The following is a 22,620-nucleotide window of genomic DNA, read 5'->3' on the forward strand; positions in this document are numbered from 1 at the left end:
GAGGATACGAGTAGGAAATGACACCCTCCCAAGGTGTGTGCAAAAATTCGAAAGAACGTAATCAATGGCAGCCCGGCGCTGACGCTGGCCGCGCCTCACGTTTAACCACCGCCCGCGTGTATGCAATCGCACGCACTCGTTTGGGGCGGCGATTTGCAGTGTTTTGTTAAGGGGTGTTGCACAAGGGCTACACATCGAGAGGTTGCAGTGCGGCCGGCCCGCCCCGTCGGTGCCTGGCCGCACCGACGGGGCGGGCCTGGTGCAGCCAAGCATCTGATGTGATTCCGCTTCCCGGTCCGGAAAAGCCGATGTCCGGCGCCGGCTCACCCGTCGCATTCAGGCAACAGGCGGGCTAGGATGGCAGGCCACGGCAAGGCGGGAGGCGCCGGGCACATGGAAGAGGCATGCGCGAAGGGGTGTTCCCCAGGGAACGGTCGCGCCAGACACGTTCACACCAGATACGGTCGCGCCAGACACGTTCACGCCAGACAGGCAGGGAGAGACGCTTGAGCCAGATCCTGACACCGGAGCCGCTGACCGCCGGGGCCTTCGCTCCCTTCGGCACGGTCATCGAGACCCGGTTCGAGGCCAGTTATCTGATCAACGAGGGGCGCACCCGGCGTTTCCATGCGCTTGCCGCCACCGATCCCGGCGAAGGCGGCGAGATCGCCCTCTCGGTGTTTCGCGGCACGCCGTGGCCGAGCCCGGTGACGATCCGCATGCTCGAGCGGCATCCGCTGGCCAGCCAGGCCTTCGTGCCGATGGAACGGCACCCCTGGCTGGTGGTGGTGGCCGAGGCCCCGAACGCCGCCGCCTGCCGCTGCTTCCTGGCGCGCGGCGACCAGGGCGTGCAGATCGCGCGCGGCGTCTGGCATCACCCGCTGCTGGTGCTGCAGCCCTTGCAGGACTTCCTCGTCGCCGACCGGGTCGGGCCGGGCGACAACCTGGAGGAGGTGTTCTTCCCCGATGGCGAGGCGGCGGTGCTGGCGCCCGTCTGATCGCCGTCCCGCACCCGCGCGATGCCGGGCGTCAGAACACCAGCTTCGGCAGGAAGGTCGCGACCGGCGGCAGCAGCCAGATCAGCGCGATGCCGGCGATCTGCAGCAGAATGAAGGGAATGACGCCGCGATAGATCTGGCCTGTCGTCACCTCCGGCGGCGCGGCGCCGCGCAGGTAGAACAGCGAGAAGCCGAAGGGCGGCGTCAGGAACGACGTCTGCAGGTTGACCGCGATCAGCACCGACAGCCAGACCGGGTCGTGGCCCATCAGGATCAGCACGGGCGCGACCAGCGGCAGCAGGATCACCGAGATCTCGACGAAATCGAGGAAGAAGCCGAGCACGAAGACCAGCGCCATGACGAAGAGCAGCGCGCCGTCCGGGCCGCCCGGCATGTTGGCGAGGAACTCCTCCACCCGGTGGTCGCCGCCAAGCCCGCGGAAGACGAGCGAGAAGACGCTGGCCGTCAGGATCGTGGCGAAGATCATCGCGGTGACCGACAGGGTCGAATTCATCACCGGCTTGAGGACATCGGCGCGGAAGGTGCGGACCAGCGCCTGGCAGATCGCGGCGCCCGCCACCGCGACGAGCAGCGTCGCGAGGCCGCCGACGAGCCAGTCGGCGAGACCGGCATCGTCGCGCTGCAGGCGCACCGGATGCACGCCGATCAGCACGGCGAGCAGGCCAAGGCTGATCGCGCCGGCGATGACGAGGCGCGGCGTGCCGGCGGACTGCCGGGCGCTGGCCATCAGGAGCGCGCCGACGGCGCCGACCGAGGCCGCCTCGCCGGGCGTCGCGATGCCGCCGAGGATCGAACCGAGCACCGCCACGATCAGCAGGACCGGCGGCAGGATGGCGCGCGCCACCTGGGTGCGCGAGGGACGCTCGTCGAGCTGTTCCATCGCCGGCGCCGAGGCGGGCTGCAGCCAGGCCTTGACCAGCAGGTAGACGATGTAGATCGCCACCAGCATCAGGCCGGGCAGGAGCGCTGCGGCGAAGATCTGGCCGACCGAGATGGTCTCGATGGTGAACTTGCCCTGCTCGTATTGCGCCTGCTGGTAGGCGTTCGACATCACGTCGGAGAGGATGATCAGGAGCGTCGAGGGCGGGATGATCTGGCCGAGCGTGCCCGAGGTGCAGACGATGCCGGAGGCAAGCTTCGGGTCGTAGCCGTTCCTCAGCATGGTCGGCAGCGCGATCAGGCCCATCGCGACCACTGTCGCGCCGACGATGCCGGTCGATGCGGCCAGCAGCGCCCCGACCAGCACGACGGAGATGCCGAGCCCGCCGCGCAGCGTGCCGAACAGGCGCCCGGCGGTCTCCAGCAGGTCCTCCGCGATGCGGCTTTTCTCGAGCACCACGCCCATGAAGACGAAGAGCGGGATGGCGATCAGCACGTCATTGGTCATCAGCCCGAAGACGCGCTGCGCGAGCGCGCCGAGCAGGCTCATGTCGAACTGGCCGGTCGCCCAGCCGAGGAAGGCGAAGAGCGTGGCGATGCCGGCCAGCGTGAAGGAGACCGGATAGCCGATCAGGATCGCCGCGATCAGGGCGGCGAACATCAGGAGGTCGAGCGGCAGCATCAGGCGGGCGTCCCGTCATTGGGGGAGGGCGCGGCGAGGCGCGCGAGGTCGCGCAACAGGCAGGCGAGGCCCTGGATGGCGAGCAGCAGGCAGAAGGCGGGGATCAGCGACTTCAGCAGGAAGGAGGCGGGAATGCCGCCCACCGAGATCGCCCCTTCCATGACAGCCCAGGCGTTTCTGACCGACGGCCAGGACCACCAGGCGAGGATGGCCATCGACGGCAGCAGGAAGAGGATCGCGCCGCCCGCATCGATGGTGGCCCGCCCGCGCCTTGCGGCCTTGGCGTAGAAGATGTCGACCCGCACATGCCCGTCGACGAGCAGCGTGTAGCCGGCGCCGAGCATGAACAGGGCGGCATGCATGTAGAGCACGCCCTCGTTCAGGAAAATGAAGCTGATGCCGTAGACATAGCGCAGCACGACGACGGCGAATTGCAGCAGCACCATGAAGAGCGCCAGCCAGCGCACCGTGGCGCCGACGGCGCGGTTGAGGAGGTCGAGCCTGTCGGCGAGGCGGTCGAGCACGGGCGGTCCTCTTGGTCGGGGGCGTGAACCGGGGGCGGGGAGACCGCGGGCCGTGTTGGCGGTCCGCGGTCCCTCGTGAACAATGACCTTGTTAGTACTTGTAGTCCATGGCGCGGGCATTCATCTGCCCGTTATCCGCATAGGTCATGTAGGCCGATACCGAGGTGCGGTAGGCAAGGAAGCTCTCGGTGATGCGGCGCACCAGCTCGTCGTCGTTCTCGCGCAACTCGCCGATAACCTCGCCGGCGGCATTGCCCATGGCGACGATCACCTCGTCGGGCAGCTTCTTGACCTGCACGCCCTGCTCGGCGACCAGCTTTTCCAGCGCCAGCGCGTGCTTGGTCGTGTACTCGGTCCACACCGGGTTGTAGAGGCTCGAGCAGGCGACGCTGACGGCCTGCTGGAGGTCTTCCGGCAGGGCGTCGTAGGCGGCCTTGTTGACCGAGCATTCCTCGGCCGAGGAGGGCTCGCCGACGCCGGGCCAGTAGTAGTTCTTGGCGACCTGGTAGAAGCCGAGGGCCGAATCCGACCAGGGGCCGATGAACTCGCCCGCGTCGAGCGCGCCCGACTGCAGCGCCTGGAACATGTCGCGTCCGCCCATCGCCTGCACGGCCATGCCGAGCTTGGCGCACATCTCCGAGGCAAGCCCGGTGGTGCGGAAGCGCAGGCCCTTCAGGTCGTCGACGGAGTTGATGTCGTTGCGGAACCAGCCGGCCCATTGCGGACCCGAGTTGCCGCACAGGAACGGCTTCAGGCCGAAGCGGCCGTACATCTCGTCATAGAGCGCCTGTCCGCCGCCATGGGCGAGCCAGCCGAACTGCTCGTCGGCGCGCAGGCCGAAGGGCTGCGACCCGAACAAGAGGATGCCCTTGGACTTGGAGCCCCAATAGGCGGGAACCGCGTGGTAGAGCTCGGCGGTGCCTTCGGAGACGGCATCGAAGACGCCGTTGCCCGGCACCAGCTCGCCGGCGGCGAAGAGCTGCACCTCGATGCGCCCGCCCGACAGCGCGGTGATGCGGTCGGCCAGCATCTGGGCGGCGACGCCCGGGCCGGGAAGGTTCTTCGGCCAGGCGGTGACCATCTTCCAGCGCCTGACGTCCTGGGCGATGGCCGGGGCGGCAAGGGTGGAGGCGGCGGCGGTGGCAACGGCGCCGACACCGGCGGTCTTCAGGAAATCACGTCTTTTCATGGTGCACGATCCTCTGGTTGGTCTTCGTTCACGTCTTCCATGGGGCGACACGCCCCGCAACGGCCCTTGGCCGCCCGTCCTCAGTTACCGAGGATCGCGGGCAGCCGCAGGCCGTGTTCCTTCGCGCAATCGAGCGCGATGTCGTAGCCGGCATCGGCGTGACGCATCACGCCGGTCGCCGGGTCGTTCCACAGCACCCGCTCGATGCGGCGGTCGGCGTCCTCGCTGCCGTCGCAGCAGATCACCATGCCCGAATGCTGGGAAAAGCCCATGCCGACGCCGCCGCCATGATGCAGGCTGACCCAGGTGGCGCCGGAGGCGCAGTTGAGCAGCGCGTTGAGCAGCGGCCAGTCGGAGACCGCGTCCGACCCGTCCTTCATCGCTTCCGTCTCGCGGTTCGGCGAGGCGACGGAGCCGGAATCGAGATGATCGCGGCCGATCACCACCGGTGCCTTCAACTCGCCGTTCCTGACCATCTCGTTGAAGGCGAGGCCGAGCCGGTGGCGGTCGCCCAGGCCCACCCAGCAGATGCGTGCCGGCAACCCTTGAAAGGCGATGCGATCGCGCGCCATGTCGAGCCAGCGATGCAGGTTGGTGTTGTCGGGCAGCAGCTCCCGCACCTTGGCGTCGGTCTTGTAGATGTCCTCCGGATCGCCGGAAAGGGCCGCCCAGCGGAACGGGCCGACGCCGCGGCAAAAGAGCGGGCGGATATAGGCGGGCACGAAACCGGGGAAGGCGAAGGCGTTTTCCAGCCCCTCCTCGAGCGCCACCTGGCGGATGTTGTTGCCGTAGTCGAGCGTCGGGACGCCCATGTTCCAGAAGTCGACCATGGCGGCCACATGCTCGCGCATGGAGGCGCGCGCCGCCTTTTCCACCGCCTTCGGATCGCTCTCGCGCTTGGCGTCCCACTCCGCCATGGTCCAGCCCTTCGGCAGGTAGCCGTTGATCGGGTCATGGGCCGAGGTCTGGTCGGTGACGATGTCCGGCTTCACCCCGCGCCGCACCAGTTCGGGGAAGATGTCGGCGGCATTGCCGAGCAGGCCGACGGACTTGGCCTCGCCGGCCTTCGTCCAGCGCTCGATCATCTCCAGCGCCTCGTCGAGCGTCTCCGCTTTCTCGTCGACATAGCGGGTGCGCAGGCGGAAATCGATGGAGTCCGGATTGCACTCGACCGCAAGGCAGCAGGCGCCGGCCATCACCGCGGCGAGCGGCTGGGCGCCGCCCATGCCGCCGAGGCCGCCGGTGAGGATCCACTTGCCCTTGAGCGAGCCGTCATAGTGCTGCCGGCCGGCCTCGACGAAGGTTTCGTAGGTGCCCTGCACGATGCCCTGGCTGCCGATATAGATCCACGAGCCGGCGGTCATCTGGCCGTACATCATCAGCCCGGCCTTATCGAGCGTGTTGAAATGGTCCCAGTTGGCCCAATGCGGGACGAGGTTCGAATTGGCGATCAGCACCCGCGGCGCATCCTTGTGGGTGCGGAAGACGCCGACCGGCTTGCCCGACTGGACGACCAGCGTCTCGTCCGCCTCCAGATCGCGCAAGGTGGCGACGATGCGGTCGAAATCGTCCCAGGTGCGCGCCGCCCGGCCGATGCCGCCATAGACGACGAGCTCGTGCGGCTTTTCGGCGACGTCCGGATCCAGATTGTTCATCAGCATCCGCAAGGGAGCCTCGGTCAGCCAGGACTTGGCGGTGATCCCGGTGCCGGTGGCGGCCCGCACGGTGCGGCTGTTGTGGCGGGGATTGGTCATGTGGAACTCCCGAAGATTGTCGAAAACAGGGTGATTGCCGGGACGGCCGGATCCAATCGTTTGTCCGTCATCGGTTCACCGATTTTCGGTCGCGGAGGGCATATTTCCGGTGGCGAAGGACATAGGCGATAACGAAGAGCAGTGGTGCCAGCGCCATGAGAGACAAGCCAAGGGTGCCTAGCGGCTGGGCGAGCGGGTGTGCCGGGAGGCAGTCCTTTCCGCACCGCAAACTGCTCCCAATGCTTTCAAGAATTGAGCCGCCGAAGAACGCGACGGTCGCCGCCAGGAAGATGAGCAGATAGCTTCGGGATGCATCGCCATGGCCTCGCTTGTAGAGCTTGTAGCCAATCGTGGCTGTTACCAGACCCAGGGGCAGCAGCCAGAAGGACGCGACTTGCAGCCCCAACGAGATCCGTTGCGCGTTAGACTCCATTGGGCATTTGGTGCAGCCGTCAAATGCGATTCCGGTGACAAGGAGCAAGACAAAGGTCACCGGGAACAACAGGAGCAGTGTGGTCCATTGCAATAGGGCTTCGGTCACGGATTTATCTACGACCGCGCTCATCGGTCCGGTTCCCCGGTCAGCTTGCCGTCGAGCGCGAGGCGTTCCAGACGGGTGAGCAGGGTCTTGAGATGGGCGCGCAAGGGGGCGGCCTTCGCCGCGTCATAGGCAAAGGGCGCGGTTTCGCTGGCAAGATGGGTCGACTGGGCGAGCTCCATCTGGATGGCGTGGACATTGTCCGCTGGCCGGCCGTAGTGGCGGGTGGTCCAGCCGCCCTTGAAGCGGCCGTTGAGGACGCTGGAATAGCCCTGGGCCCCGCCGCAGACATCGACCGCCGCCTGCTGGATCAGCGGATGGCAGGTCTCGCCGCCGCTGGTGCCGATGTTGAAATCCGGAAGTTTGCCGGCAAACAGAAACGGGATATGCGAGCGGATCGAGTGGCAATCGTAGAGGATCGCCACGCCGTGGATCGCCTTCACCCGCGCGATCTGCGCGGTGAGCGCCGCGTGATAGGGCGCGTGGAACGCCTCGCGCCGGGCCGTGATATCCGCCGCCGTCGGGGCCTCGCCGTCCTTCCAGATCGGCTCGCCGTCGAAATCGGTCTCCGGCACCAGCCCGGTCGTGTTCTGCCCCGGATAGAGGCTCGCGCCGGCGGGGTCCCTGTTGGCGTCGATGACGTAGCGATGGAAGGTGGCGCGCACCGTCGTCGCATCGTCCAGGAGCCCGTCATAGAGCGTGTGGATGTGCCAGTCGGTGTCGGCAAGCTCGCGCCCGCGTGCGTTCAGCCGGGCGGCGATCGCCTCGGGCACATGCGTGCCCGTATGCGGCAGGCCGAGGATGAGAGGGCTCGTGCCCTGCCGGATCTCGACGGGAGGCATGGCTGGGGTCATGGTCATGCGGCCTCTCCCAGCGTGATCAGGTTCTCCGCGCTGGCGGCAGCGACCAGCTCGCGGCTGGTGACGAGGCGGGCCGCACGTTCCAGGTCGGGCGCCATGTAGCGGTCGACCTCAAGTGCTGCAACATGGTCGCGCAGCCGGGCGATGACGGCCGCGAGCGGAGCGCTCGTCGCCAGCGGGGCGCGGTGCTCGATGCCCTCTGCCGCGCAGAGCAGCTCGACGCCCAGAATGACGGCGAGATTGGCGTTCATCCGGACAAGCCGCCGCGCGCCATGGGCGGCCATGGAGACATGGTCTTCCTGGTTGGCGCTGGTGGGGGTGGAATCGGTCGAGCAGGGATGAGCGAGATGCTTGTTCTCGCTCATCAAGGCCGCCGTCGTCACCTCGGCGATCATCATGCCGGAATTGAGCCCGGGATCGCGGGCAAGGAAGGGCGGCAGGTCGAAGGAGAGCGTCGGGTCGACCATCAGCGCCACCCGGCGCTGGGCGATGGCGCCGAGTTCGGCGATGGCAAGCGCGATCTGGTCGGCGGCAAAGGCGACCGGCTCGGCGTGGAAATTGCCGCCCGAGACGATGCGCCCCTCGTCGATCAGCACCAGCGGATTGTCGGTCGCCGCATTCGCCTCGATCTCGAGCGTGCGCCCGGCCATGCGCAGAAGATCGACGCAGGCGCCGGCCACCTGGGGCTGGCAGCGGATGCAATAGGGGTCCTGCACGCGGCTGTCGCCGGTGCGGTGGCTCTCGCGGATCTGCGATCCCTCCATCAGCGCGCGCATGGCGCTCGCCACCTCGATCTGGCCGCGATGGCCGCGCAGCGCGTGGATCTCGGCCAGAAGGGGGGCGGTCGAGCCCATGATCGCGTCGGTCGAAAGGCTCGCGGTGACCAGCGTCGCCTCGGCGAGCCGCCAGGCGGTGAATAGCCCGACAAGGGCGCAGGCGGTGGAGAACTGGGTGCCGTTGATCAGGCCGAGGCCTTCCTTGGGCCCGAGCACGACGGGTGCGAGCCCGGCCTTGGCGAGCGCCTCGGCCCCGGGCATGCGGGTGCCGCCGAACTCCGCCTCGCCCGCGCCGATCAGGACGGCGGTCATATGGGCGAGCGGCGCGAGATCGCCGGAGGCCCCGACCGACCCTTGCGCCGGGACGACCGGCGTGACGCCGCGCGCCAGACACGCCTCGATCAGCTCCATCACCTCGAAGCGCACGCCGGACGCGCCGCGCCCGAGCGACAGGAGCTTCAGCGCCATCATCAGCCGCGTGGTGGCCCTGTCGAGCGCCTCGCCGACGCCGCAGCAATGGGAGAGGATGAGGTTGCGCTGCAGCGTTGCCGTGTCGCCCGGTGCGATCTTGACACTGGCGAGCTTGCCGAAGCCGGTGTTGACGCCGTAGACGGCCTCCTCGCCGCGCGCCGCCTCCGCCACCCGGGCAGCGGCCGCGTCGATGGCGGGCTTCGCGGCGCGGTCGATGCTGACGGCCAGTTCCTCGCGATAGACGCGTTCGAGATCGGCGAGCGTCACGTCGCCCGGCGTGAGGGTGAGAAGGCTCATTGCGCGGTTCCCGGAGTGCTTTTTGGTGAAATGCGCTCGAAGAGCGGGTTGAAGCCGATGCGATAGGTGAGTTCGGCCGGCGTGCCGACGTCCCACACGGCAAGGTCGGCGATCTTGCCTTCCTCCAGCGTGCCGAGATCGGCGGCAAGGCCGAGGGCGCGCGCCGCCTCGCGGGTGACGCCGGCAAGGCATTCCTCCGGCGTCAGGCGGAAGAGGGTCGCCCCCATGTTCAGGGTGAGCAGCAGCGAGGTCATCGGCGAGGAGCCGGGATTGCAGTCGGTGGCGAGCGCGATCGGCACGCCGGCGGCGCGCAGGGCGGCGACCGGAGGGGCCTGGGTCTCGCGCAAGGTGTAGAAGGCGCCGGGCAGCAGCACGGCGACGGTGCCGGCGGCGGCCATCGCGTCGACCCCGTCCTGGCCGAGATATTCCAGGTGATCGGCCGACAGCGCGCCGTATTGTGCGGCAAGCTTGGCCCCGCCCAGATCGGAGAGCTGCTCGGCGTGCAGCTTGACCGGCAGGCCGAGCGCCTTCGCCCTGTCGAAGACTTGCGCCATTTCCTGGGGCGAGAAGGCGATGCCTTCGCAGAACCCGTCGACCGCGTCGACAAGCCCGGCCGCGTGTGCCGCCGCGAGGCCCGGCAACGCCACCTCGTCGAGATAGGCCTGCGAACGGTCCTTGTATTCGGCCGGCACCGCGTGGGCGGCAAGCCAGGAGGTGACGACGCTGACATTGCGTTCTCGCCCCAGCCGGCGGGCAGCGGAAAGCATCCTGATCTCGTCGGCGATCGTCAGCCCGTAGCCGGACTTGATCTCGATGGTGGTGACGCCTTCCCTGATGAGCGCGTCGAGCCGGGGCAGGGCGGAGGCGACGAGATCGTCCTCGCCGGCCGCGCGGGTCGCCGTGACGGTGGAGACGATGCCGCCGCCGGCGCGGGCCACCTGTTCGTAGCTTGCGCCCTTCAGGCGCAGCTCAAACTCGTTGGCGCGGTTGCCGCCATGGACGATATGGGTGTGGCAGTCGATCAGGCCGGGCGTGACGAGCCGGCCGCCGAGCGCGCGCTTCGGCCAGCCGGCGCAGGCGGCGGGAAGCGTGTCGGCCGGCCCTGCATGGACGATGCGCCCGTCGGCGCCGATGGCGAGCGCCGCGTTCCCGACAAGGCCGTATTCCGCCTCGCCGGCGCGCATGGTTGCAAGCCGGATGTCGACGAGCACGATCGGCGGCTGCATGCCGGACGCGGGTCCGGGCAGGCTGGCGCGGTCGGTGCCGGTTGTTGCTCCGGGCATGGCCCCTCCCAAGGCTTGGCAATGGTGCGAAGGTTCCGAAAAATGTCGGAATATGTGTTTGTTTAATTACGATATGTATGTACATAATTGTCAATCGCAAAAATGAGGCGGACGCATGAGGATTTGGGCGGAGACGGCCCTGGTGGCCGGAAAGTGGGCGGAAAAGGTCAGCGTCGAGGTCGATGCGGACGGGCGGATCGGCACGGTTTCCCAAGGGGTTGGCCGGGAGGCGGCGGCCGCCGACCGGACTGTCTCGATCCTGCTTCCCGCCGCCTCGAACCTGCACAGCCACGCCTTCCAGCGGGCGATGGCGGGTCTGAGCGAAAGGCGCGGTCCGGGTGCGCATGACACGTTCTGGACATGGCGCGAGATCATGTACCGCTTCCTCGATGCCTTCACGCCGGAGACGATCGAGGACGTCGCCGCCTTCGTGCAGATGGAGATGCTGGAGGCGGGCTATGCGGCCTCTGCGGAATTTCACTACGTGCACAACCAGGCCGACGGAACGCCCTATGCCGACCCGGCCGAACTGTCGCGCCGGATTGCCGGCGCGGCCAGGCGCTCGGGCATCGGACTGACGCTTCTGCCGGTCTACTACACGACCGGCGGGCTCGACCGGCGGCCGCTTGCCGGCGGCCAGAAGCGCTTCGGTTCCGATCTCGACGGCTTCGCCCGCCTCATTGAGGGGGCCGAGGATGCCGTTGCCGGTCTTGCCGCCGATGCGCGGCTCGGGATCGCGCCGCATTCGCTGCGCGCCGTGCCGGCCGAGGATCTTGCCCGTGTCGCGGCCTTGCGCCCGGACGCGCCCTTGCACATGCATATCGCCGAGCAGACCGGCGAGATCGAGGAAGTGCTCGCCGCCTATGGCCGGCGCCCGGTCGAATGGCTGTTCGACAACCACGCGGTCGATGCCCGCTGGTGCCTCATTCACTGCACCCACCTGACGGAGGCCGAACGCGGGCTGATCGCGAAAAGCGGCGCGGTGGCGGGCCTTTGCCCGATCACCGAATCGAGCCTCGGCGACGGCATCTTCGACGGGGCGAACTACCTCGCGGAGGGCGGAACGCTTGGAATCGGCTCGGATTCCAACATCCGCATCGCGCTATCGGAAGAGCTCAGGACGCTCGAATATTCGCAGCGCCTGCGCGACCGGCATCGCGCCGTGCTGGCAACGCCGGACCGCTCCTGCGGGCGGAGGCTCTATGACGAGGCGCTCGCCGGCGGTGCAAGGGCGCTCGGCCGCGACAGCGGCGTCATCCGCCCCGGCGCCTTCGCCGATCTCGTCGCGCTCGATGCCGGTGCGCTGCATCTGGAGGGGCTTGCCGGCGACACGCTGCTCGACGCCTGGATCTTCGCCGGCGACGACCGGCTGGTCGCCGACGTCTGGTCGGCCGGCCGCCATCTGGTGCGGAACGGCCGCCACGTCGCCCGCGACGAGATCGAGGCGGGCTATCGCCGCGCCATGAAGAGCCTGAGGCGGAGCCTTTGACGCGGGCGCCGACCGGCTCGGAGGACAGCGCGGCGGCTGCGCTCGCGGCGCCTCGCGTGCCGATCTCCTTCCGCACCATCAAGGCGGAGATCCTCAAGCGCATCCACGCCAGGGTGTGGTTGCCGGGAGAACTGATCCCCGGCGAGGAGGACCTGGCGCGCGAGTTCGGCTGCGCCCGCGTCACCGTCAACCGGGCGCTCAGGGAACTGGCCGAGATCGGCATCATCGAGCGCAAGCGCCGCGCCGGCACGCGCATCGCCGAGCATCCCTTGCGCGAGGCGCGGCTGGAAATCCCGGTGGTGCGCGTCGAGGTGGAGGCGCGCGGCGCCCAGTACCGCTTCTCCATCCTCAGCCGCAAGCGCATTGAGGCGCCCGAGCCGGTACGGGCGCGGCTCGACCTTCCGGCGGATGCGGAAATGCTGCATGTGCGCTGCCTGCATTTCGCCGACAACCGGCCCTGGCAGTTCGAGGATCGCTGGATTCATGTCGCCGCCGTGCCCGAGATCGCGGAGGAAAGTTTCGCGGTGCTGAGCCCGAACGAGTGGCTGGTCAAGAACGCGCCCTTCTCGGAAATGGAGATCGGCCTCAGCGCCACGGCGGCAAATGCCGAGGAAGCGGCGCTTCTCGGACTGGAGCGCGGCACGCCGCTCTTCGTCTTCGAACGGACCACCTGGCTGCTCGACCAGGCGATCACCCATGTCCGCATGCTGCATCCGCCGGGCTACCGGATGGTCTCGCGGTTCTGAGCGCGGATCCGGTTCGGGCGGCGGCGCCCGCGACCGGCAGGCCGGGCGATCAGGTTCCGAATTTGATCGGAAGGCTCACACCCTGCCACGCAAGGACGATGCCCAACATCACGAGCACCACCGCGAAGGTGACCGAAGCCCAGAACGAAGGCCAGAAGGAGCGCATGAAGCTGCCTTCCAGTGCCTTCTTGTAGACAACCGGCTCCTGGGTTTTGAGAACCGAATTGGCATATGTCGCGACGATATTGTCGGCTTGGGAGCGGTATCCGTCCAGAACGGTATCCGTCTGGCTTCTGGCGAACGCATGAAGCTCTTCGCTGGTCGGTTTGCGTCCCGCCTCATCGCGGATCTGCATCGCCCAGTCACGCTTGCTGATCTTGTAGAAGCCATATGCAACCAGCCCGACCAGCGTGGCATCACTGCCGTCGGCTTCATCGACCAGTTTTTCAAATACGCTGTTGTAGTCGTTGCCTGTCGTCGTGCCTTCAAGCGGCTTTTCCGGCTCCGCCACGATTGGTCCTCAATTTATTGGCCTTCAAGGTTTTCTTTAATTTCTGGTCAGCAATTTTCAGGGCGTTGGTGTGAACGCTCTCGTTGAGGACGAGCACGTCATCCCCGTTCGGCATTTCGATATGCCCGAATGCCAGCTTGGAACGTGTCGGAAGGATAACCACGCGTTTGAAATTCATGCGTCACTCCCTCACGGCGATGAGATCACGTAACGAACGTCAATATGATTTCCATATATCGCACGCGGATCCGCGATTTCAAAATGTGTTCTTCATCCACACCACGATCAATATGGCGCCGAGATATTCATTGTAGCCGATCTTCGTAACCGAACGGTAGCAGAAGCAGTGCCTTGATTCCGGGCGCTTTCGCCGGCATAATCGTTTACATTATAAACGAACTTGATCGAGCCTGTCCGCATGGACCGCCGGGAGGAGAAACGGCGGCTGGCGGGTTGCGGGATCGCGCGGCCGCACGCAATGTGCGCTCGCGCACGACCGCATGCGATAGCGCGGCGCCCGGTCGGCCCGGTCGGCCGCTGTCGCGATCCGGTTGGACGAGGGAATTGCCGGGAGACACTGTCGCGGCCGCACCGCGGGCGCAAGACGATATCTGGGAGGATCACATGCTTCGACTGAAAACGCTTGCCGTCGCCGCGACGGCGCTTGCCTGTGCCGGCATCGCTCCGGCGCTTGCCCAGGAGGTGACGCTGCGCGTCCACCACTTCCTGCCGGCGCCCGCGCCGGTGCCGAAGAATTTCATCACGCCCTGGGCGGAGAAGGTGATGGCCGACAGCGGCGGCCGCATCAAGGTCGAGGTCTATCCGGCGATGCAGCTCGGCGGCACGCCGCCCTCGCTCTACGACCAGGCCAAGGACGGCGTCGTCGACATTGTCTGGACGCTGCCGGGTTACACGCCTGGCCGCTTCCCCGGCACCGAAGCCTTCGAGCTGCCCTTCATGGCGGCCAAGGCCGAACCGACCAGCCAGGCTTTCTGGGACTTCTACGAGAAGTATCTCACGGACGAGTTCAAGGACGTCAAGCCGATCGCCGTGCATGTGCACGGGCCCGGCCTGCTGCATGTCAAGGGCGACGGCGTTGCCAGGCTCGAGGACATGCAGGGCCTGAAGCTGCGCGGTCCGACGCGCCAGACCAACGCGCTGCTCGGCGCGCTCGGCGCGACGCCGGTCGGCATGCCGGTGCCGGCGATGCCGGAGGCACTCTCCAAGGGCGTCATCGACGGCACGGTGGTGCCCTGGGAGGTGACGACGCCGCTGAAAGTGTCGGAACTCGTCGGCAGCCACACGGATTTCGAGGGCACGCGCGGGCTTTACACAGCGACCTTCGTCTTCGCCATGAACAAGGCGAAATACGACAGCCTGCCGGATGACCTGAAAAAGGTGATCGACGCCAATTCCGGCCGCGAGATGTCGAAATGGGTCGGCCGCGTCATGGACGAGGGCGACCTGCCGGGCATCAAGGCGGCGGAGAAGGCCGGCAACACGATCCGCAAGCTGCCGGAGGCCGAGGTCGACCGCTGGAAGCAGGCGGCCGAGCCGGTCGTCGAGGCGTGGATCGCGGAAGTCTCGGCCAAGGGCTATGACGGCACGGCGATGGTCGAGGACGCCAAGGCGCTGATCGCCAAATACGCCGGCGAGTAATCCGCAACAGGCAAATCCCGGTCGCGCCGGCCCGGTTCCCGGCGCGACCCGCAACGATCCTAACGACATTTCCGGCTCGGCACCGGTCCGGCGCGTCCTCGCCGGACGACGGCGGAGCCATGCCGGCCGATGGCAGGCCGGACGAAGGAGATACCAGGCCATGACCGTACTCGTTGCCGGCGCCGGCATTGCCGGCCTGACCCTTGCCCTCAGCCTGCACCGCATCGGCGTGCCGGTGCGCGTCTTCGAGGCGGTCCGGGAAATCCGTCCGCTCGGCGTCGGCATCAACCTGCAGCCGCACGCGGTGCGCGAGCTCGACGAGCTGGGTCTGCTTGCCGGGCTCGACGCGATCGGTCTGAGGACGCGGGAGGTCGCCTATTTCTCCAGCCACGGCCAGCCGGTCTGGACGGAGCCGCGCGGCCTGACCGCCGGCTATGCCTGGCCGCAATTCTCCATCCATCGCGGCAAGCTGCAGATGCTGCTGCTCGACGCGGTGCGCGAGCGTCTCGGCCCCGATGCGATCACCTGCGGCCGTGCCGTCACCGCCTGGCGCGAGACGGATGACGGCGTCGAGATCGATCTCGTCGACCGCGAGACGGGCGCCGGCGCCGGCACGGTCGCAGGTTCGACCTTTGTTGCCGCCGACGGCATCCATTCCTCGGCGCGGGCCACGCTTTACCCGCAAGAGGGGCTGCCGGTGTGGGGCGGCATCGTCATGTGGCGCGGCGTGACGCGCGGGCCGCGCTTCCTCACCGGCCGCTCGATGGCGATGACCGGCTGCAAGCCGCGCAAGTTCGTCTGCTACCCGATCGAGGACATCGAGCTGGACGACGGCAGCCCGGGCGCCGTGATCAACTGGATCGCCGACCTGAGGATGCCGGAAGACCATGCCTGGCGGCGCGAGGACTGGAACCGGCCGGGCAACCCGGACGACTTCCTGCCGCACTTCAAGACCTGGAACTTCGACTGGCTCGACATTCCGGCCGTGATCCGGGACGCCGAACACATTTTCGAGTATCCGATGGTCGACCGCGACCCGCTGCCGCGCTGGACCCATGGCCGCATGACGCTGATGGGCGATGCCGCCCATCCGATGTATCCGATCGGCTCCAACGGGGCGAGCCAGGCGATCCTCGATGCAAGGGTGCTGACCCGCGAGATCCATGCGCGGGGAGCCGTGCCGGACGCGCTCGCGGCCTATGAGGCGGAACGGCGCCCGGCGACGGCGGCCATCGTGCTGGCCAATCGCGCCGACGGTCCCGACAAGGTGCTCGACGTGGTCGAGGAGAGGGCGCCGCAGGGCTTTGCCGATATCGACGACGTGCTGTCGCGCGAGGAACTGGTGGAGACGGCCTCGCTCTACAAGCGTCTCGCCGGCTTCGACGTGGAGGCGCTCAACGCCCGCCCGCCGATCGTTCCGGTGCCCTGACCGTGGAAGGGCGGAAGGAGGCGGGGCCGGATGGCGGCGGCGAGGCCGCGGAGCGGCTGCGCGAGGACCTCGACTACGGCTGCCTCAACGATCTTGTCGGCCATCTCCTGCGCCACGCGTTCCTGCGCGGCCAGCAGGTCTTCGCGGACGTCTTTGCCGGCGAGGCGCTGACGCCGCTGCAATTCATGGTGCTGGAGCTTGTCGACCGAAATGACGGCATCACCCATGGCGACGTCGCCGCTGCGATGTCCTGCGCGCCATCGGTGCTGACGACCGCGCTGAAGCCGCTGACCGCGTCGGGCACGCTCGAACAGGTCACGGTCGCCGGGGACCGGCGAAGGGTCGCCTATCGGCTTTCAGCCACCGGCCGCGAGCGGTTTCTCAAGCTGCGGCCGATGATCGGGGAGGCCGAAGATCGCCTGCTGGACGGTCTGGAGGCGGACGACAGAGAGGCCCTGGCGAGGATATTGAGGCGGGTTTCCCGTAGAAATTCGCAATTGCGAAACAACCGATAGCAAAACGTTAAATTCTTTGGTGCAGCATGCAATAACCCGCAAGAGGCGTTGCTTCGCCAGTGCCCTTCCACGTTCTGCGCGGTCCGATCGCTAACACTCGTGCGATTCGTCGAAGGATGGTTGCATGACTGCCGAGGTTGACCTGTCTTGCTCGACGTCATCGCCTGCATAGCAATAGATCACAATCCGGTGCTGGTTGTGCTTGCCGCCGCAATCTGCGTGCTCGGCGCATGGATCAGCTTCCGGTTGTTCCAGCGCGCCCGCGACACGCGCGGCGCAACACGTGCCGGCTGGCTGTTCCTCAACGGCATGGCCGCGGGATCCTCGGTCTGGTGCACCCATTTCGTCGCCATGCTCGCCTACCGGACCCAGGCGGAGGTCTATTTCGATCCGACCCTGACCATCCTGTCGCTGTTCCTGGCCATCGCCGGAACCACAGCGGGGTTCGGCCTTGCCATCAGCGGCTGGTTTCGCCTGGCCCCGGAGGCCGGCGGCGCGGCGATCGGCCTGGCCATTGCCGGCATGCATTATCTCGGCATGGCCGGATATCATGTCGACGGCCTGATCAGCTGGAACCAGAACTTCGTCGTCGCCTCGGTGATCGGCAGCGTGCTGTTCGGCATGCTCGCCATCAACCGCTCGATGCGGCCGGTCACGGTCTGGTGCCGATACGCCGCCAAGACCGCCTTTGTCATCGGCATCGTCGTCCTGCATTTCACCGGCATGGCGGCGCTGGACGTGACGCCGCTGCGCCCGGTGCTGACGCCCGCAACTGACCAGCTGTGGGCGCTCGCCCTTTCCGTCGCCGGTGTCGGCACCATGGTGATCGGCATGGGCGTCGTCACCGCCCTGATCGACCACCGCACCCGCGCCCTTGCCGATGCCGATCTCCTGCGGATCGCCGAATACGATCCGCTGACCGATCTGGGCAACAGGTCCCTGTTCAACCGCGAACTCGAGGACGGCTGCATCTGGGCGGATGCCAACGATGCCCGGCTCTGCCTCGTCCTGGTCGACCTTGACGACTTCCAGGCGATCAACGACCTGCGCGGCCACACGGCCGGCGATGCCTTCCTTCAGGCGCTGGGCGCGCGCGTCCTCAAGGGGCTGGAACCCGGCGAGGCGGCGATGCGCACCGGTGGCGACGAATTCGCGCTGATCAAGCGGCTCGACGGCAACACCGACCTGCAGCCGTTCCTCGACAGGCTCGACGGGCTGTTCCGCTCTCCCGTGCGCGCCTCGGGAACCGTGCTGTCGTGCTCCGCCGGCATCGGCGTGGCGCTTTACCCCGAACACGGACTGTCGGTTTCCGACCTGCTGGCCAATGCCGGCATGGCGCTGGCCCGCGCCAAGCTCGACACGCTCGAGCGCACCCAGTTCTGCGACAGCATCATGGACCAGGCCGAGCGCCGGCGCCGGGAACTGTCGCTCTCCCTGCGCGGCGCCGTGGAACGCAACGAGTTCACGCTTTTCTTCCAGCCGCAGATGGATCTGGAGACCGGGGTCTTTTCCGGCGCCGAGGCGCTGCTGCGCTGGATCCATCCCCAGCATGGCGCGGTCTCCCCGGCGGTTTTCATCCCGATTGCCGAGGAGAACGGGCAGATCATTCCCATCGGCGACTGGGTGCTGCAGCAGGCCTGCCGGCAGGCAGCCTCCTGGTCGCAGCCGATCAAGGTCGCGGTCAATATTTCCGCTGTCCAGTTGCGCCAGCGCAACCTTGCCGAGCGGATCGCCGATATCCTCAAGGAGACGGGTCTCGATCCCGCCCGCCTTGAGGTCGAGGTGACGGAATCCTCCTTCATGGCGGACCTCGACCTGAGCCTTGCCGTGCTCCGCCGGATCCAGGGTCTTGGCGTGTCGATCGCGCTGGACGATTTCGGCGCCGGCTACTCGGCGCTGGCGAGCCTCAGGGTCTATCCGTTCGACAGGATCAAGCTCGACCGGGGCTTCACCTCCGACCTCGCCACCTCCGAGGAGGCGCGCGCCATCGTCCATTCCGTGCTGATGCTGGGCCAGTCGCTCGGAACCCCGGTGCTCGCCGAGGGCGTGGAGACCGACGAGCAGCTCGTCTTTCTGCAGGCGGCCGGATGCCGCACGATCCAGGGCTTCCTCTTTTCCCGGCCGGTTCCGGCCGGCGACCTGCTGAAGCTGATGCTTGCAGCCCCCGCGCCTGCCGCCGGTGCGCTGGAGCAAACCCGGCAGGCACTGCTTGCAGGCGCTGCCCCGTCCGGTGTGCAGACACTGCCCCTGGCTGCCGGCGCAACAGGCGGCTGACCCGCGCGCACGGCGCTTCGGTGCGCCGCATCGGGCGGTCGCGCCGGGTGCTGCCCTTGGCCGGCCGCATGATGCAAACCCCTGAAAATTCAGAAATATGACCCTCTGAGTCCAGTTTAGAGTAGTTCTAATATATTGATTTTATTGGAATAATAACTTGACTATCAAACTCCGATTAGAGTTAGTTCGGCCGTGGCCGCACTGGCCTTCCCTTTGATGACGGGACCTTGACCCCTGTCGATTGGAGGTTGACGTGACCGGAACTGACCAAACCCGCCTCGATGCTCCGGCGCGGGGCGCGGAGGCCGAGACCCTTGTCGTCGAGGGGCTGCGGCGCTGGCTTGCCGGATACCAGTCGGGCAGCATCGAATGCTGGGAAATGGCCTGGACCCTTTATGCCGGGCGGCTTGGCGTGACCCGCGCGCGCCACGCCGTATCGGGGCTTTCCGCCTTTGCCCGCGCTCTGAACGGCTGGGCCAAATGCGGCCTGTCGATCCTGCCCTATGACTGCCCGCATCGCTGCGCCCACGAGTGCCTGGCGGTTGCGCTGGTTGCCGCCTGGCAGCGCGGCGATCGCGAGGCCGCGACCAACATCGCGGAGGAACTGGTGATCTCGGGAGGACTGCCCTTCACGCTGGAGGCGGCCGCCAATTTCGCCGACACGCTGCGCCGGCTCGACCTGGTGCTCCCCGACAACCCCTGCCTTGCCTGTCCGCACGGTCAACGGCTTGCCACCCACGAGGCATCTGCCACGCGTCACTAGGGCCACGGGCCACTAGGGACCTGATCCTTGAGCCTTTCACACACTTCGAACGAGGACTGACACCGATGAACAAGACCCTTCTGCTGGCAACGCTCGCCGGTATCGCACTGATGCCCGCCACCCACGCAGGGGCCGTCGAGGGCGGCGCTGTCGTCAAGACCTATGGCGATATCGCCGAGGCGGCCTATGCCGATTCGCTTGCCGCCGCGCGCAACCTGTCCGCCGCCGTCGATGCGCTCGCCGCCAAGCCGACCGACGAGACGCTGGCGGCCGCGCGCCAGGCCTGGATCGCGGCGCGCCGGCCCTACCAGCAGACCGAGGTCTACCGCTTCGGCAATGCCATCGTCGACGACTGGGAAGGCAAGGTGAACGCCTGGCCGCTGGACGAGGGCCTGATCGATTATGTCGATGCCGGCTATGGCGCCGACAACCCCGAGAACCCGTTCTACACCGCCAACGTGATCGCCAATCCGAAACTTTCGGTCGGCGGGCGCGAGATCGACGCGACCGAGATCACCCCGGAGCTGCTGGCCGGGGAACTGCAGGAAGCCGGCGAGATCGAGGCCAATGTGGCGACCGGTTACCATGCGGTCGAGTTCCTGCTATGGGGCCAGGACCTGAACGGCACCGGCAAGGGCGCCGGCACACGCCCGGCAACCGACTTCGACACCGCCAACTGCACCGGCGGCAATTGCGAGCGCCGCGTCGCCTATCTGAAGGCGGCGACCGAGCTGCTGATCTCCGACCTCACCGAGATGGCGGATGCCTGGAAAGAGGGCGGCGGCGCCCGCGCCGAGCTGGCCGGGAAGGGCGAAGCCGGCGGCCTCGCCACGATCCTCACCGGCATGGGCTCGCTCTCCTATGGCGAGCTTGCCGGCGAGCGCATCAAGCTCGGCCTGATGCTGCACGATCCGGAAGAGGAGCATGACTGCTTCTCCGACAACACCCACATGTCGCATCTCGACGACGTCAACGGCATCCGCAACGTCTGGTTCGGCGCCTATGAGGGCTTCGGCGGCGGTTCGGCCAAGGGCGCGGCGCTGAAGGACCTGGTCGCCGAAAAGGACCAGGCGCTCGCCGACGAGGTGACCGCCAAGCTCGACGCGACGCTGGCCGCCTTCGAGGCGATGCGCGCGCGCGCCGAGACCGTCGAGGCCTACGACCAGATGATCGGCGAAGGCAACGAGGAGGGCAACGCGGTGGTGCAGGCCGCCGTCGACGCGCTTGTCGACCAGACCCGTTCGATCGAGCGGGTGGTTGCGACACTTGGTCTCGACCAGATCGCCTTCGAGGGCTCCGACAGCCTCGACAATCCGAACGCCGTGTTCCAGTAAGAACGAAACCGGCCGTGGCGGGGGACGAGGCCCCGCCGCGGCCAGACTTCACGCGCGGGACCGGAGGGCGCCCGCAAGTCTCAAGCGAAACTTCATGCAGAAGATAGCAAAAGCCGTCGCCGCATGCCTTGTGGCGGCGCTCTCCGCCGCCCCTGTCCTGGCCGGCGAGGGACCGCTTGCCCACCGCGACGACCTCAGCCCCCGCGACCGGGGCCGGGTTGCCCGCGTCACGGCCCCGGCGACTGATTTCTCCGCGCCCGAGCCGTTCGAGGCGATGAGCGCGGGCGCGGCGACGCATGCCAAGCGCATTGCCAGCACCGCCTTTTCCTTCCCGTCCGCCAACCTCTCCTTCGAGGACCAGCAGCGTTTCGCGCTGGGCAACGGGCTGTTCGAGAAGTTCTGGGTGTCCTCGCCCGCCTCGACCAAGGCCTCCGACGGGCTCGGCCCGCTCTACAACGCCCGCTCCTGCCAGGGCTGCCACCTGCGCGACGGACGCGGCCACCCGCCGCTTCCGGGCGAGGATGCGGTGGCGCTGTTCCTGCGCCTGTCGGTGCCGCCGGCAAGCGAGGACGAGCGCGCCCTGCTGGCCAGCGGTGTGGCGCTGGTGCTGCCCGAACCGACCTACGGCACCCAGTTCCAGACCTTCGCGGTGCCGGGGCTGGCCGCCGAAGGCCGGCTGGAGGTGCGCTACGAGGAGAAGACAGTCGCGCTCGGCGACGGCACGCAGGTGTCGCTGCGGGTGCCGGACTACCGCATGAGCGATCTCGGCTACGGTCCGATGGCGGACACTGTCATGGTGTCGCCGCGCGTCGCCCCGCCGATGATCGGCCTTGGCCTCGTCGAGGCGATCCATCCCGGGGATATTCTGGCCGGCGCCGATCCGGACGATGCAGACGGCGACGGCATCTCGGGCCGCGCCAGCCTCGTTCGCGACGAGGCGAGCGGTGAAACCGTGCTCGGCCGCTTCGGCTGGAAGGCGTCGGCGCCAACGGTCCGGGCCCAGTCGGCCGGCGCCTTTTCCGGCGATATCGGCATTTCCTCGCCCGACAAGCCCGACCCGTTCGGCGAATGCACGCAGGCGCAGGCCGCGTGCCGGGCCATGCCCAGCGGCGAGCAGGCAAATCTCGGCGAGACGGAAGCGCCCGATCCGGTGATGGAACTGGTCGATTTCTACAGCCGCAATCTCGCCGTGCCGCGCCGAAGCGGTATCGACGACCCGCAGGTTCTGGCCGGCAAGGAGCTGTTCCAGGCGCTGCAATGCGCCGCCTGCCACCGGCCGAAATTCGTGACCTCGCGCAAGGCGGACATCGAGGCGCACCGGTTCCAGCTGATCTGGCCCTATTCGGACCTGCTGCTGCACGACATGGGCGAGGGACTGGCGGACAACCGGCCGGCGGGCACGGCGACGGGGCGCGAATGGCGCACGCCGCCGCTCTGGGGCATCGGCCTGACCGAGCTTGTGTCGGGGCGCGAGACCTACCTGCATGACGGCCGTGCCCGCACGCTGGAGGAGGCGATCCTCTGGCATGGCGGCGAAGCACAGGCGGCGCGTGACGGCTATGCGGGACTGGAGAAAAAGGACCGGGAGGCGTTGGTCCGCTTCCTCAAGTCGCTATAGGCCAATGGCC

General features: G+C 67.6%; 20 protein-coding genes. 10 read left to right on the plus strand and 10 right to left on the minus strand.

Going from position 1 to position 22,620, the window contains the following annotated elements:
• The first annotated feature begins 506 nt into the window (after positions 1–506).
• Positions 507–998, plus strand: coding sequence for an ureidoglycolate lyase (locus ACQY46_RS06195; protein WP_428699397.1), 492 nt, complete (start codon positions 507–509; stop codon positions 996–998).
• 31 nt (positions 999–1,029) lie between these two features.
• Here the strand turns inward: ACQY46_RS06195 and ACQY46_RS06200 are convergent, their stop codons facing one another.
• From ACQY46_RS06200 to hutI, 8 genes are all read right to left on the minus strand, one after another.
• Positions 1,030–2,580, minus strand: coding sequence for a TRAP transporter large permease (locus tag ACQY46_RS06200; RefSeq protein WP_428699398.1), 1,551 nt, complete (start codon positions 2,578–2,580; stop codon positions 1,030–1,032).
• Entirely contained in the window at positions 2,580–3,104 is a 525-nt protein-coding gene (locus tag ACQY46_RS06205; RefSeq protein WP_428699399.1) for a TRAP transporter small permease subunit, read from the minus strand. The genes ACQY46_RS06200 and ACQY46_RS06205 overlap by 1 nt, the downstream gene beginning before the upstream one ends.
• A 91-nt stretch (positions 3,105–3,195) precedes the next feature.
• A complete protein-coding gene (locus tag ACQY46_RS06210) occupies positions 3,196–4,293 on the minus strand; it encodes a TRAP transporter substrate-binding protein (protein WP_428699400.1) in 1,098 nt (365 codons plus the stop codon).
• Between the two features lie 80 nt (positions 4,294–4,373).
• Complete coding sequence (gene hutU / locus ACQY46_RS06215) at positions 4,374–6,047, minus strand: urocanate hydratase (RefSeq protein WP_428699401.1); 1,674 nt, start codon at positions 6,045–6,047, stop codon at positions 4,374–4,376.
• A 67-nt stretch (positions 6,048–6,114) separates the two neighbouring features.
• The gene (locus tag ACQY46_RS06220; RefSeq protein WP_428699402.1) at positions 6,115–6,612 is read right to left on the minus strand and encodes a hypothetical protein; all 498 of its coding nucleotides are present in this window, start codon (positions 6,610–6,612) and stop codon (positions 6,115–6,117) included.
• Positions 6,609–7,445 carry an N-formylglutamate deformylase gene (gene hutG / locus ACQY46_RS06225; RefSeq protein WP_428699403.1) on the minus strand — a complete coding sequence of 279 codons (837 nt, stop codon included), beginning with the start codon at positions 7,443–7,445 and terminating at the stop codon, positions 6,609–6,611. The genes ACQY46_RS06220 and hutG overlap by 4 nt, the downstream gene beginning before the upstream one ends.
• Complete coding sequence (gene hutH / locus ACQY46_RS06230; RefSeq protein WP_428699404.1) at positions 7,442–8,989, minus strand: histidine ammonia-lyase; 1,548 nt, start codon at positions 8,987–8,989, stop codon at positions 7,442–7,444. The genes hutG and hutH overlap by 4 nt, the downstream gene beginning before the upstream one ends.
• Positions 8,986–10,215, minus strand: coding sequence for an imidazolonepropionase (gene hutI / locus ACQY46_RS06235; RefSeq protein ID WP_428700423.1), 1,230 nt, complete (start codon positions 10,213–10,215; stop codon positions 8,986–8,988). Before hutI ends, hutH begins: the two co-directional genes overlap by 4 nt.
• 172 nt (positions 10,216–10,387) lie before the next feature.
• Between hutI and ACQY46_RS06240 the strand changes: the two genes are divergently transcribed.
• A complete protein-coding gene (locus tag ACQY46_RS06240; protein ID WP_428699405.1) occupies positions 10,388–11,761 on the plus strand; it encodes a formimidoylglutamate deiminase in 1,374 nt (457 codons plus the stop codon).
• The gene (locus ACQY46_RS06245; protein ID WP_428699406.1) at positions 11,758–12,507 is read left to right on the plus strand and encodes a GntR family transcriptional regulator; all 750 of its coding nucleotides are present in this window, start codon (positions 11,758–11,760) and stop codon (positions 12,505–12,507) included. The genes ACQY46_RS06240 and ACQY46_RS06245 overlap by 4 nt, the downstream gene beginning before the upstream one ends.
• A gap of 49 nt (positions 12,508–12,556) precedes the next feature.
• Here the strand turns inward: ACQY46_RS06245 and ACQY46_RS06250 are convergent, their stop codons facing one another.
• Positions 12,557–13,018, minus strand: coding sequence for a hypothetical protein (locus ACQY46_RS06250; protein ID WP_428699407.1), 462 nt, complete (start codon positions 13,016–13,018; stop codon positions 12,557–12,559).
• On the minus strand, positions 12,993–13,196 hold the full coding sequence (locus ACQY46_RS06255; RefSeq protein WP_428699408.1) for a hypothetical protein: 204 nt from the start codon (positions 13,194–13,196) through the stop codon (positions 12,993–12,995). The genes ACQY46_RS06250 and ACQY46_RS06255 overlap by 26 nt, the downstream gene beginning before the upstream one ends.
• A gap of 446 nt (positions 13,197–13,642) precedes the next feature.
• Here ACQY46_RS06255 and ACQY46_RS06260 point away from each other — a divergent pair, with 446 nt between their 5' ends.
• From ACQY46_RS06260 to ACQY46_RS06290, 7 genes are all read left to right on the plus strand, one after another.
• Positions 13,643–14,677 carry a TRAP transporter substrate-binding protein gene (locus ACQY46_RS06260; protein WP_350063097.1) on the plus strand — a complete coding sequence of 345 codons (1,035 nt, stop codon included), beginning with the start codon at positions 13,643–13,645 and terminating at the stop codon, positions 14,675–14,677.
• A gap of 160 nt (positions 14,678–14,837) precedes the next feature.
• Positions 14,838–16,106: a flavin-dependent oxidoreductase gene (locus ACQY46_RS06265; RefSeq protein WP_428699409.1), complete on the plus strand. Its 1,269-nt coding sequence runs from the start codon at positions 14,838–14,840 to the stop codon at positions 16,104–16,106.
• A 2-nt stretch (positions 16,107–16,108) separates the two neighbouring features.
• Positions 16,109–16,621, plus strand: coding sequence for a MarR family winged helix-turn-helix transcriptional regulator (locus tag ACQY46_RS06270; RefSeq protein WP_428699410.1), 513 nt, complete (start codon positions 16,109–16,111; stop codon positions 16,619–16,621).
• A 147-nt stretch (positions 16,622–16,768) separates the two neighbouring features.
• Positions 16,769–18,895: a putative bifunctional diguanylate cyclase/phosphodiesterase gene (locus ACQY46_RS06275; protein ID WP_428699411.1), complete on the plus strand. Its 2,127-nt coding sequence runs from the start codon at positions 16,769–16,771 to the stop codon at positions 18,893–18,895.
• Between the two features lie 253 nt (positions 18,896–19,148).
• Complete coding sequence (locus ACQY46_RS06280) at positions 19,149–19,658, plus strand: hypothetical protein (protein WP_428699412.1); 510 nt, start codon at positions 19,149–19,151, stop codon at positions 19,656–19,658.
• 65 nt (positions 19,659–19,723) lie between these two features.
• On the plus strand, positions 19,724–20,992 hold the full coding sequence (locus ACQY46_RS06285) for an imelysin family protein (RefSeq protein WP_428699413.1): 1,269 nt from the start codon (positions 19,724–19,726) through the stop codon (positions 20,990–20,992).
• Between the two features lie 94 nt (positions 20,993–21,086).
• Positions 21,087–22,610 (plus strand): di-heme oxidoredictase family protein, encoded by a 1,524-nt coding sequence (locus tag ACQY46_RS06290; protein WP_428699414.1) that lies wholly within the window; start codon positions 21,087–21,089, stop codon positions 22,608–22,610.
• Positions 22,611–22,620: the final 10 nt, after the last annotated feature.

This window comes from Stappia sp., assembly GCF_965276915.1.
Classification (GTDB): domain Bacteria; phylum Pseudomonadota; class Alphaproteobacteria; order Rhizobiales; family Stappiaceae; genus Stappia.

Bases quoted from the DNA above. Each gene is read 5' to 3' on its own strand.
- ACQY46_RS06200 (WP_428699398.1), bottom strand. From the start codon at position 2,580: ATGCTGCCGCTCGACCTCCTGATGTTCGCCGCCCTGATCGCGGCGATC.
- ACQY46_RS06210 (WP_428699400.1), bottom strand. From the start codon at position 4,293: ATGAAAAGACGTGATTTCCTGAAGACCGCCGGTGTCGGCGCCGTTGCC.
- hutU (WP_428699401.1), bottom strand. From the start codon at position 6,047: ATGACCAATCCCCGCCACAACAGCCGCACCGTGCGGGCCGCCACCGGC.
- ACQY46_RS06220 (WP_428699402.1), bottom strand. From the start codon at position 6,612: ATGAGCGCGGTCGTAGATAAATCCGTGACCGAAGCCCTATTGCAATGG.
- hutG (WP_428699403.1), bottom strand. From the start codon at position 7,445: ATGACCATGACCCCAGCCATGCCTCCCGTCGAGATCCGGCAGGGCACG.
- hutH (WP_428699404.1), bottom strand. From the start codon at position 8,989: ATGAGCCTTCTCACCCTCACGCCGGGCGACGTGACGCTCGCCGATCTC.
- hutI (WP_428700423.1), bottom strand. From the start codon at position 10,215: ATGCAGCCGCCGATCGTGCTCGTCGACATCCGGCTTGCAACCATGCGC.
- ACQY46_RS06240 (WP_428699405.1), top strand. From the start codon at position 10,388: ATGAGGATTTGGGCGGAGACGGCCCTGGTGGCCGGAAAGTGGGCGGAA.
- ACQY46_RS06255 (WP_428699408.1), bottom strand. From the start codon at position 13,196: ATGAATTTCAAACGCGTGGTTATCCTTCCGACACGTTCCAAGCTGGCA.
- ACQY46_RS06260 (WP_350063097.1), top strand. From the start codon at position 13,643: ATGCTTCGACTGAAAACGCTTGCCGTCGCCGCGACGGCGCTTGCCTGT.
- ACQY46_RS06265 (WP_428699409.1), top strand. From the start codon at position 14,838: ATGACCGTACTCGTTGCCGGCGCCGGCATTGCCGGCCTGACCCTTGCC.
- ACQY46_RS06285 (WP_428699413.1), top strand. From the start codon at position 19,724: ATGAACAAGACCCTTCTGCTGGCAACGCTCGCCGGTATCGCACTGATG.
- ACQY46_RS06290 (WP_428699414.1), top strand. From the start codon at position 21,087: ATGCAGAAGATAGCAAAAGCCGTCGCCGCATGCCTTGTGGCGGCGCTC.